We start from the raw sequence: 10289 nt of genomic DNA, 5'->3' as shown, positions 1-10289 counted from the left end.
CTGGCGGCGGCGGCGCCCGAGTTGCGCGCCTACGATCTGGTCGACTGGGCCGTTGACGAAGCGGCGGCGGCGGGCGAGGCGCTGGGCGCCGCCCGGGCGAAGGCGGCCCGCTATGGCGGCTGGATGATGGCCTGGCAGGCGGGGGTGCAGGGGCTGGCGGTCGGGGCGGCGGTGCTGGCGGCGCATCAATCCGCGCCCGCCCTCGTGGCTCTGGCGGCCCTGGCGGCGGTGACCGGCGTTGAGGCGGCGGCTGGGCTGGCCGGCGCCCTCCGCGAGAACGGATCGGCGAAGGGGGCGGTCGAGCGGCTGGACGCCCTGGCCGAGCCGAATGCGGCGCCGGGCGATAGGCGGCCGCAGGATGCGGTGCTGGAGACCGCCCTGTTCGGCGCACCGCAGTCGCCGCCGGCGCGACTCGGGATCATCGGACCGTCCGGCTGCGGCAAGACAAGCCTGATCGAGCGAATGCTGGGCCTGCGGGCGCCGGTCGCGGGCGAGTGGCGGATCGGCGGCTGCGATGCGGCGGATCTGGCGACCGGGGCGGGGCGGTCCCTGTTCGCCTATGCGGCCCAGGACGTGCGGTTGCTGGACGGGACGGTGCGCGAGAACCTGCGTCTCGCCGCGCCCGGGGCGGACGACGAGACGATGTGGGCGGCGCTGGACGATGCGGCCCTGTCGTGGCGGTTCCGCATCTCGACTGCGGGGCTGGACACGCCGATCGGCGTCAACGGCGAGACCCTGTCGGGCGGCGAGCGCCGGCGGCTGGGTCTGGCCCGCGCCTATCTGAGGGACGCGCCCTGGCTGGTGCTGGATGAACCGACCGAGGGGCTGGACGCCGCCACCGAGGCGAAGGTTCTGGAACGGCTGGACCGGCGACTGACCGAGCGAGGGCAGGGCCTGATCCTGATCAGCCACAGGGGCGCGCCGGTGGCCCTTTGCGGGGTGGTGAAGCGGATGGGGGAGGTCGAGCGGGCTGGAGTCGTCGAGGCGGTTTAAGCCTCCCCCTCGGCGATGGCCCGCAGCCGATCCGGCGCCTCGATGCGGAGTTCGTGGAGGTCCAGCAGGCGGATGACGCCGGTGGTCTTGAACCGGGTCAGGACGCGGCTGACGGTCTCGATGGTCAGGCCCAGATAGTCGGCGATCTCGGCCCGGGTCATGGGCAGGCGGACGTGGTCCTTGGGTCCCGGGCGGCAGGGATCATGGGCGGGCAGGTCCAGAAGGAAGGAGGCGATCCGTTCCTGGGCGGTCTTGCGGCCCAGCAGCAGCATCTGTTCTCCGGCCGCCTCCAGTTCGTGGGTCACGCGATCGAACAGGGCGGCCTCGAGATCCGGGCTTTCCCGGATGACGGCGCGGTATTCGGCGCGGCGGAAGCGGCAGACGGTGGTGGGCTCGATGGCCTCGGCGGCGAAGGCGTAGGTCTCGCCGGCGGCCAGTCCGAGGAAGTCGCCGGCGAACAGGAAGCCGGTGATCTGACGCCGTCCATCGGGCAACAGGCGATAGACCCGCACCGAGCCGGAGGTGATGTTGAACAGGTGGTCGGCCCGGTCGCCCTGACGCACCAGGGGCTCTCCGGGCTTCAGGCTGAGCCGGTCGGCGAGGGCGTTGAGGCGGCCGAGGTCGGTCGTGTCGAGCGCGCCGCAGACGCTGAACTGGCGGGCGCCGCAGGTGTCGCAGGCGTTCTGCTGACGACGTTCGACGCAGCCTGCGGGAAGCACCTTGATGTCGAGCATGCGGGGGAGCGCTCCTTCGCGGACCTTCTAGGCCTCGGCCTGACGGTAAGCAATGCGACGGGGTGCGGCGGCGAGACGCGGCCGGCGCCGTCGAGCGATGCCTGAGACGCATCAATTTCGACGATGGTAACCGGTGTCTTTTCCGGCCCGCCGATGTATGGAGAACCCAAGGGCGGCGCGTTCAAGGCCGGCCAGAGAGGACCCAGGACCGTATCATGCCGCATCCGCTGACGCTGAATCCCGATCGTCTGTTCCCCGCCGACGCCGACACCCGTGGGGTGGCGCGGAGGCTCTACGCCGAGATCAAGGACCTGCCGATCCTCAGCCCGCACGGCCATACGGATCCGTCGTGGTTCGCCCTGAACGAGAACTTCGCCAACCCGGCCGAGCTGCTGATCACGCCGGACCACTATGTCTTCCGCATGCTGCATTCGCAGGGGATGGCGATGGAGGACCTCGGGGTTCCGCGTGCGGACGGCGGGCCTGTCGAGACTGATCCGCGCGCGATCTGGCGCCGGTTCGCGGAGAACTATCACCTGTTCCGCGGCACGCCGTCGCGCATGTGGCACGACTGGGTCTATGCCGAGGCCTTCGGCATCGACGTGCGGCTGTCGGCCGAGACGGCCGACCACTATTACGACGTCATCGATGCGGCGCTGAAGACCGACGCCTTCAGGCCGCGCGCTCTGTTCGAGCGCTACAATATCGAAGTGCTGACCACGACGGAGTCGCCGCTCGACACCCTGGAGCACCACAAGACCATCGCCGCCTCGGGCTGGAAGGGGCGGGTGCTGACCGCCTATCGCCCCGACCCGGTGCTGGACCCGGACTACGAGGGCTTCCGCGACAATCTGAAGGTCCTGGCCGAGCAGACCGGGCGGGATACGATGTCGTGGGACGGCTATCTGCAGGGGCTGCGTGATCGCCGCGCCTTCTTCATCGAGATGGGCGCCACCTCGACGGATCACGGCCACCCGACCGCCTTCACCGCCGACCTGTCGAAGAGCGAGGCCGAGGCCTTGTTCAAGCGCGTCTCGACCGCTCCGGCCAGCGCCGCCGACGCCGAACTGTTCCGGGGCCAGATGCTGACCGAAATGGCGGCGATGTCGGTCGAGGACGGTCTGGTGATGCAGCTGCACCCCGGCAGCTTCCGCAACCACTCGGCGACGGTGTTCAACCGCTTCGGGCGCGACAAGGGCTGCGATATTCCGACCCAGACCGACTATGTCCGGGCGCTGAAGCCGCTGCTGGACCGGTTCGGATCGGACAACCGTCTGAGCCTGATCCTGTTCACCCTGGACGAGACTTCGTACAGCCGCGAACTGGCGCCGCTGGCCGGCCACTATCCGGCGCTGAAGCTGGGGCCGAGCTGGTGGTTCCACGACAGCCCCGAGGGCATGCGCCGGTTCCGCGAACAGGTCACCGAGACGGCCGGCTTCTACAACACCGTCGGCTTCAACGACGACACCCGCGCCTTCCTGTCGATCCCGGCGCGTCACGACGTGGCTCGGCGCATGGATTGCGGCTTCCTGGCCAAGCTGGTGGTGGAGCACCGGATGGAGGAGGACGAGGCGCACGAGCTGGCCCGCGCCCTGACCTATGACCTGGCCAAGGCGGCCTACAGGCTGTGAGCAGGCTGAACGAAGCGGCGCTTCAGGCGCTGCCCGCCGATGTGGCGCGGCCCCGCTACGACCGGGCGAAGGTGAAAACCGGCGTCGTCCATCTGGGCATCGGCGCCTTTCACCGGGCGCATCAGGCCGTGGTGTTCGACGACGCCCTGGCGTCCGGCGACCTGCGCTGGGGCGTGCTGGGCGCGAGCCTGCGGTCGCCGGGCGTGCGCGATCAGCTGAACCCGCAGGACGGGCTCTATACGCTGGTGGTCCGCGACGGGTCGGGCGATGCGCTCAGGGTCATCGGGGCGGGGCGGGGTGTTCTGGTCGGACCGGAAGACCCGGCGGCTCTGGTCGCCGTCATGGCCGATGCGGACGTCCATATCGTCACCCTGACCGTGACCGAGAAGGGCTATCGGCTTGATCCGGCGACGGGGGCGCTGAAGCTGGATGACCCTGAGGTCGCGGCCGACATCGCCGACATCGGATCGCCGAGGACGGCGCCGGGCTTCATCGTCGCGGCCCTGAAGGCGCGGCGAGCGGCGGGGCTGAAGCCTTTCACCGTCATCAGCTGCGACAACCTTCCTCACAACGGTAAACGCATCCGCGCCGGGGTCATCGAGATGGCGCGGCGGATCGACCCCGAACTGGCGTCGTGGATCGAGGCCGAGGGCGCCTTCCCCCAGACCATGATCGACCGGATCGTGCCCGCCACGACCCCCGAAGACATCGACCGGCTGGAGGCCCGTCTGGGCGTCCGCGACGAGGGCATGGTCAAGGCTGAACCCTTCACCCAGTGGGTGATCGAGGACCGGTTCGCCGGCGAGCGGCCGGACTTCGCCCGCTTCGGCGTGCAACTGACCGAGGCCGTCGAGCCGTGGGAGGACGCCAAGCTGCGCCTGCTGAACGGCGCCCATTCGGCGACGGCCTATCTCGGCGCCCTGTCGGGCCATGAGCATGTGCATGAGGCGATGGCGACGCCGGCCCTGACGGCCTTCGTCCAGGCCCTGTGGGACGAGGCGGAGACGACCCTGAATCCGCCGCCCGGACTGGACATCCCGGCCTATCGCGCCGAGCTGATGGCGCGGTTCGAGAACCCGGCCCTGATGCATCGCACGCGCCAGATCGCCATGGACGGATCGCAGAAACTGCCGCAGCGACTGCTAGCCGGGGCAGGCGAGCGGCTGGCGGCGGGACAGGGGATCGACGCCCTAGCCCTGGGGATCGCGGCCTGGATGAGGTGGCAATCAGGCGTGACCGAGAGCGGCGAGACGGTCGCAGTCGACGATCCTCTGGCCGGAGAGACCGCGGCCCTGCTGGCGGGGGCGACGACGGATGCGGAGCGGGTCGCGGCCCTGCTCACTTTGCGCGCGGTCTTCCCCGAGGCTCTGGCGGCGGACGATCGCTTTGCAGACGCGGTTCGGGTCGCTTACCTGTCTCTGAGCGAACACGGCGCGGTGCTGGCTGCGCGCCTGGTCGTGGACGGGCAGGACTGATGTTTCTTACTTCCGCTCATCCCGGCGAAAGCCGGGACCCAGTGCTTTCGCGAACGAAGTGTTTGAACGGGGATCGAAAGCAGCGCCGCGCTCACAAGTCTGAGCGCCAAAAGAACTGGGTCCCGGCTTTCGCCGGGATGAGCGGAGATATTGGAGGGTTAGCATGTCCCGCGTCCTGATCCTGAACCCCGCCGACGACATCGCTGTGGCGCTGGACGACATCGGGGCGGGGGAGACGCCCGAGGGGCTGGCGGTAGCCGCCACCGCCGACATCGCCCAGGGACACAAGATCGCGCGCCACGCCGTAGCCGAGGGCGGACTTGTCCGTCGCTATGGTCAGGTGATCGGTCGAGCGAGCGCGCCTATCGCCGCCGGGGACCATGTCCACGTCCATAATCTGATGATGGACGACGGCCCGCGCGAGGCCGAGGTCGGGGTTGATGCGAAGCCTGTCGCCACGCTGGACGGCGCGACCTTCAACGGCATCGTCCGGGCCGACGGCCGGGTGGGGACGCGAAACTATATCGGCGTCCTGACCAGTGTGAACTGTTCGGCGACGGTGGCGCGGCGGATCGCCGACGCCTTCCCCGATTCCAGTCTGCCCCAGGGCGTGGACGGGGTGGTGGCCTTCACCCATCAGGGTGGATGCGGCGGCTCGTCGCTGTCGAGCGACGTGACCCTGTTGCAGCGGACTCTGGCCGGCTATGCGCGCCATCCGAACTTCCATTCCATCCTGATCGTCGGCCTGGGCTGCGAGGCGAACCAGATCCCTGCCTGGCTGGCCAATGAGGGGCTGGAGGCGGGTCCGAACCTGCGCGCCCTGACCATTCAGGAGGCCGGGGGCACGGCACGGGCCATCGAGGCCGGCGTCGAGATCGTGCGCGAACTGGTCTCCGAGGCCGCGACGGTGAAGCGTCAACCGGTGTCGGCGTCCCACCTGACCGTCGGCCTGCAATGCGGCGGGTCGGACGGCTGGTCCGGCGTCACGGCCAATCCGGCCTTGGGCGCGGCGGTGGACCTTCTGGTCGCCCACGGCGGCTCGGCCATGCTGTCGGAGACGCCCGAGATCTGGGGCGCCGAACATCTCCTGTTGCGTCGCGCGGCCGATCAGGGCGTGGCGGACCGGCTGAACGCCCGTCTGGACTGGTGGCGGGAGTATGCCGACCGGCACCAGATGGAGCTGAACAACAACCCTTCGCCGGGCAATCTGAAGGGCGGCCTGACGACGATTCTGGAGAAGTCTCTGGGGGCGGTGGCCAAGTCGGGATCGACGCCGCTGAACGACGTGATCGGATACGCCGAGCCGCTGACGACCCACGGGCTCAGCTTCATGGATAGCCCGGGTTACGACCCCTGCTCGGCGACCGGCCAGATCGCCTCGGGCGCCAATCTGATCGTCTTCACCACCGGCCGGGGGTCAGTATTCGGGGCCAAGCCCGCCCCGACCATCAAGGTCGCGTCGAACGCCAAACTGGCGTCCTGGATGGACGAGGACATGGACGTGGATGCGTCCCCGGTCCTGACCGGCACGCCGATGGCCGAGGTCGGTCGCGAGATCTTCGAGCGAATGCTGGCCGTGGCCTCGGGCGAGAAGTCCAAGTCCGAGGCCCTGGGCATCGGGGACAACGAGTTCGTGCCCTGGGCGGTCGGGGCGTATCTCTAAATAATCCTTCTCCCCTCGTGGGAGAAGGTGGCAGGCGAAGCCTGACGGATGAGGGGGTGGTTCAGCCCTTCAGTCGCCAGACCACCGGAGGTCCGGTCTGATGACACACACCCCTCATCCGGCCCTGCGGGCCACCTTCTCCCACAAGGGGAGAAGGGTTGCCCCTATCCCTCCAGAGCCTCGATCAGGTCGCCCATGTTGCGGATGAAGGCCTGGGTCGAGATGGCCTCGACCGGGAAGTCGGTCTGGTAGGGGGAGGTGTCCCACAGGTCGCCGACGCGGGTGGTCTGGTATTCGCCGCCGGTGACCTCCTTGGGCGAGGGGCCGCGATAGGGGTTGGACGTCGTGGTCATCGGCGTCGGCCAGTAGCCCCGGGCGTTCAGGCTTGAAATGAGCTCGGCGGCGCGGCCGGGGTGGGCCGCCGCCGCCTTGCGGGCGTCCGTCGACATGTCCCAGACGTCCACGTCCTGAAGCGTGAAATACTTGGGCAGGTTCAGCGAACCGGGCCGGGCTTTGAGTGGCGAGTTGTGGGTCGCCTGTTCCGGCGTCATCGCGGTCAGCTGCGCCAGTTCCTGACGCAGGGCGGCGGTGTCGATACTGCGGAACGAGCCGTAGTGGACGATCAGATTATTGGGGTTGGCGTCGGCGTAGTAGCTGCCGTTGGCGATGTTCGACCCCTTGCGGTGAATATAGACCGGGGTGTTGGAGCCTTCGAGGATGAAGGTCGGGTGGGTGCGGCCCGGCGCGATCAGGTTCTGGGGCGTCTTGACCTGATCCAGCCAGTCCAGGGCCTCGGGCAGGCGTTCCAGATACTTGCGGTCGCCGGTCAGGCGGTAGAAGCCCAGCATGGACTTGATGTTGGTGCCGGTGGCGTGGGTGGCGAAGGCCTGGGGCTCGATGGTGCGGGCGCCGGCGGGTTTCAGGGTGTCGGGGAAGTGCTGCAGGCCCCAGGCCGGCTGGGGCTGCGGCTGCTGGGTCTTTACGAAGATGTCCATGCCCCGGTTGATCGCGTCCAGGATGCGGGCGTCGCCCCGGTTCCGATTGGCCAGGCCATGATACGCATAGATCAGGAACTCGAGGTTCTCGCCCGCCACGTCGTCGTTGAAGGTGATGTAGGGGGTATAGTCGGCATGGCCATGGGCGCCGCCGTTCTCGACGAAGGGGAAGCGCTGGGGCCAGCCGCCGTTGGCGTACTGACTGTCGAGGACGAAGGCGATGGCCTTGTCCACCGCGACCTTGAAGCGGGGCTCGCGCTTCTCCAGCCACATGCGCAGCATCAACTGGGAGGCCTCGGCCGTGCCGGCGTCGTCGAAGGTGGCGTTGCCGTAGTAGCGGTGGAATTCCTCCAGCCGCCAGGCATTGGCCGCGACCGTCCCGTACCACTGTTTCAGCGATTCCTCGCCGGCCGTGTCGCCGACGTAGTTCCAGCCGCCGCGCGGATGCTGGATCGAGATCAGGGCGTCGGCGGCGGCGGCGGCGGCGGCGTAGAACTGTTCGTCGCCCGTGGCGTGATAGGCGTCCAGATAGGCGTGGCCGACCGTGGCCGTGCCCGGAGGCTGGACCCAGATCATGGTCGGGTTGGCCTCGATCTCGCCCCAGCGGCGCGACTTGTCGGGCAGGACGTTCCAGACATAGCCGCCGCCGACGGCAACCTCGTCGGTCATGAAGGCCGTGGCCCGCTTCATCGCGGCCAGGATGGCGGCGCGGTCGGGCGTGGCGCCTGCAGCGGTCTGGGCGAGTGCAGGGGCCGAAGCGGCGACGAAGGTGGCGGCGGCGCCGGCGGCCAGAAGGCTGCGGCGGCTCATCGAAGCGGTCATGGAATAGTCCTCACTGTCACGTTTCCACGCGCCGTTGGCCGACGTCTGTTCGGGTCAGTGAAGCACTTCTGACACCGGTTTCCTAGACCCGTCGAAGAAGGTCTTCAAACCTTTGCCGCACGCCCGAAAGGCGTCCAGTCAACGCTTGATGTCGAAGCCTTCGGCGCCCATGGCGGCCTCGACCTCGGCGGCCGAGAACAGGTTGAAGTCGCCGGGAACCGAGTGTTTCAGACCGGCGGCGGCGAGGCCGAAATCGAGGGACCTCTGGTCGTCCCAACCGCTCCACAGGCCGTAGAGGACGCCCGAGGCGAAGGCGTCGCCGCCCCCCACCCGGTCGATGACCCCGGCCATGTGGATGGCTTCGGCGTGGGTTTCGACGACCACATCGTTAGGGCCGCGCGTCAGCATGACGGCCGACAGGGCCTGATCGGCCACGCTCTCCTGCACGCGCAGGGTGCAGGCGATGCGCTGCAGGCGCGGGAAGGCCTCGAAGGCGGCGGCGGCGGCCAGGCGGCGGCGCTCGGCGGGGTCCGCGCTCTCGAACTTGCGGCCCAGCACCAGGGCGAAGTCCCGGTCGTCGGCGAAGGCGATGGTGGCGCTGGACAGCATCTTGCCGAGGGTGGCAGGCGGATCGCCGGCCCACTGTTCCCACAGCTTGCCGCGGAAATTGCCGTCGTAGCTGACCTTGACGCCCTTGCGTGCGGCGGCCTCGGTCAGGGCGATGGCGGCGGCCGAGCCGTTCGGTCCGGTCGCGGGGGTCACGCCCGAGGCGTGCAGCCACTCGACGCCGTCCAGCAGGGCGTCCCAGTCGAAGGCGGTATGGACGTTCTCGACGAAGGCCGAGCCGGCCCGGTCGTAGAGGACCTCCGACGGGCGACGCACGGCGCCCGGCGTCAGGAAGTAGAGCCCCATCCGGCCCGGGGTGAAGACGATCGGCGAGGCGTCGACGCCGTAGCGCCGGACCTCATCGCGCGCCGCGCGGCCCAGGGCGTTGTCGGGCAGGACCGTGGCCATGGCCACCGACGCGCCGAACTGGGCCAGGGCCACCGCGACATTGGCCTCGGCCCCGCCCGGACGCACCGTCAGGGCGGGGGACTGCATCAGCAGCTCATTGGCGTTCGGCGTGAAGCGCAGCAGCATCTCGCCGAAGCAGAGAATTTTGCCGCCGGAGGCGTGGTGGGTCATGCAGACAGGATTAGCGCGGGATCAGCGCGCCTGCCAGCCGCCGTCGACAGGCAGGATGGCGCCCTGGACATAGTCGGAGGCGCTGGAGGCCAGGAAGACCGCCGCACCGCCCAGGTCCGACGGATCGCCCCAGCGACCGGCCGGGATACGGCCCAGGATCTCGGCCGAACGGACCGGGTCCTGACGCAGGTCATGGGTGTTGGCCGTGGCGAAATAGCCGGGGGCGATGGCGTTGGCGGTGATGCGGTGCTTGGCCCACTCGTTGGCCATCAGCTTGGTCAGACCGGCCACGCCCGACTTGGACGCCGTGTAGGAGGGCACGCGAATGCCGCCCTGGAAGGACAGCATCGAGGCGATGTTGATGATCTTGCCGCCGTCGCCCTGTTTGATGAACTGGCGGGCGACCGCCTGGCTCATGAAAAAGACCGTCTTCAGGTTGATGTTCATCACCAGGTCCCAGTCGGCCTCGGTGAAGTCCACCGCGTCGGCGCGGCGGATCAGGCCGGCGTTGTTCACCAGGATGTCGATGCGGCCGAAGGCGTCCAAGGTCTCCTGCACGACGCGACCGACCGGCTCGATCGAGGTCAGGTCGGCCGAGATGGAGATGGCCTTGCGGCCCTTGGCCAGGGCCTGGCCGACGGTGTCATCCGAATCGGACAGGGCGACCGAGGCGATGTCGGCGCCGGCGTCGGCGAGCGCCAGGGCGATGCCCTGACCCAGACCGACGTTGCCGCCGGTGACGAGGGCGACCTTGCCTTCGAGGCTGAACGGATTGGCCATGATGTCTTCTT

8 protein-coding genes are annotated in these 10289 nt (G+C 69.0%); 4 read left to right on the top strand and 4 right to left on the bottom strand.

Annotation, left to right across the window (positions count from 1 at the left end):
- Positions 1 to 993 (top strand): ATP-binding cassette domain-containing protein (locus tag ACT6QK_RS04710; RefSeq protein ID WP_444596652.1); only part of this gene is annotated, 993 nt, incomplete at its 5' end.
- Here the strand turns inward: ACT6QK_RS04710 and ACT6QK_RS04705 are convergent.
- Positions 990 to 1727, bottom strand: a complete 738-nt coding sequence (locus ACT6QK_RS04705; protein WP_444596651.1) for a cyclic nucleotide-binding domain-containing protein — start codon at positions 1725 to 1727, stop codon at positions 990 to 992. The genes ACT6QK_RS04710 and ACT6QK_RS04705 overlap by 4 nt on opposite strands.
- Before the next feature lie 215 nt (positions 1728 to 1942).
- On the opposite strand from ACT6QK_RS04705, the gene uxaC reads away from it, so the two are divergent.
- From uxaC to ACT6QK_RS04690, 3 genes are all read left to right on the top strand, one after another.
- On the top strand, positions 1943 to 3358 hold the full coding sequence (gene uxaC, locus ACT6QK_RS04700; RefSeq protein WP_444596650.1) for a glucuronate isomerase: 1416 nt from the start codon (positions 1943 to 1945) through the stop codon (positions 3356 to 3358).
- On the top strand, positions 3355 to 4833 hold the full coding sequence (locus ACT6QK_RS04695) for a mannitol dehydrogenase family protein (protein WP_444596649.1): 1479 nt from the start codon (positions 3355 to 3357) through the stop codon (positions 4831 to 4833). Before uxaC ends, ACT6QK_RS04695 begins: the two co-directional genes overlap by 4 nt.
- A gap of 163 nt (positions 4834 to 4996) precedes the next feature.
- Positions 4997 to 6496, top strand: coding sequence for a UxaA family hydrolase (locus tag ACT6QK_RS04690; RefSeq protein ID WP_444596648.1), 1500 nt, complete (start codon positions 4997 to 4999; stop codon positions 6494 to 6496).
- Positions 6497 to 6660: 164 nt separating this feature from the next.
- Here the strand turns inward: ACT6QK_RS04690 and ACT6QK_RS04685 are convergent, their stop codons facing one another.
- From ACT6QK_RS04685 to kduD, 3 genes are all read right to left on the bottom strand, one after another.
- Entirely contained in the window at positions 6661 to 8313 is a 1653-nt protein-coding gene (locus ACT6QK_RS04685) for a pectate lyase (RefSeq protein WP_444596647.1), read from the bottom strand.
- 138 nt (positions 8314 to 8451) lie between these two features.
- A complete protein-coding gene (locus ACT6QK_RS04680; protein WP_444596646.1) occupies positions 8452 to 9498 on the bottom strand; it encodes a PfkB family carbohydrate kinase in 1047 nt (348 codons plus the stop codon).
- Between the two features lie 21 nt (positions 9499 to 9519).
- Entirely contained in the window at positions 9520 to 10278 is a 759-nt protein-coding gene (gene kduD / locus ACT6QK_RS04675) for a 2-dehydro-3-deoxy-D-gluconate 5-dehydrogenase KduD (RefSeq protein WP_444596645.1), read from the bottom strand.
- Positions 10279 to 10289: the final 11 nt, after the last annotated feature.

Source organism: Brevundimonas sp. (assembly GCF_052436175.1).
Taxonomy (GTDB): domain Bacteria; phylum Pseudomonadota; class Alphaproteobacteria; order Caulobacterales; family Caulobacteraceae; genus Brevundimonas.
This window is presented reverse-complemented; position numbering and strand designations above follow the sequence as displayed.

Bases quoted from the DNA above. Each gene is read 5' to 3' on its own strand.
- ACT6QK_RS04705 (WP_444596651.1), bottom strand. From the start codon at position 1,727: ATGCTCGACATCAAGGTGCTTCCCGCAGGCTGCGTCGAACGTCGTCAG.
- uxaC (WP_444596650.1), top strand. From the start codon at position 1,943: ATGCCGCATCCGCTGACGCTGAATCCCGATCGTCTGTTCCCCGCCGAC.
- ACT6QK_RS04690 (WP_444596648.1), top strand. From the start codon at position 4,997: ATGTCCCGCGTCCTGATCCTGAACCCCGCCGACGACATCGCTGTGGCG.
- ACT6QK_RS04685 (WP_444596647.1), bottom strand. From the start codon at position 8,313: ATGACCGCTTCGATGAGCCGCCGCAGCCTTCTGGCCGCCGGCGCCGCC.
- ACT6QK_RS04680 (WP_444596646.1), bottom strand. From the start codon at position 9,498: ATGACCCACCACGCCTCCGGCGGCAAAATTCTCTGCTTCGGCGAGATG.
- kduD (WP_444596645.1), bottom strand. From the start codon at position 10,278: ATGGCCAATCCGTTCAGCCTCGAAGGCAAGGTCGCCCTCGTCACCGGC.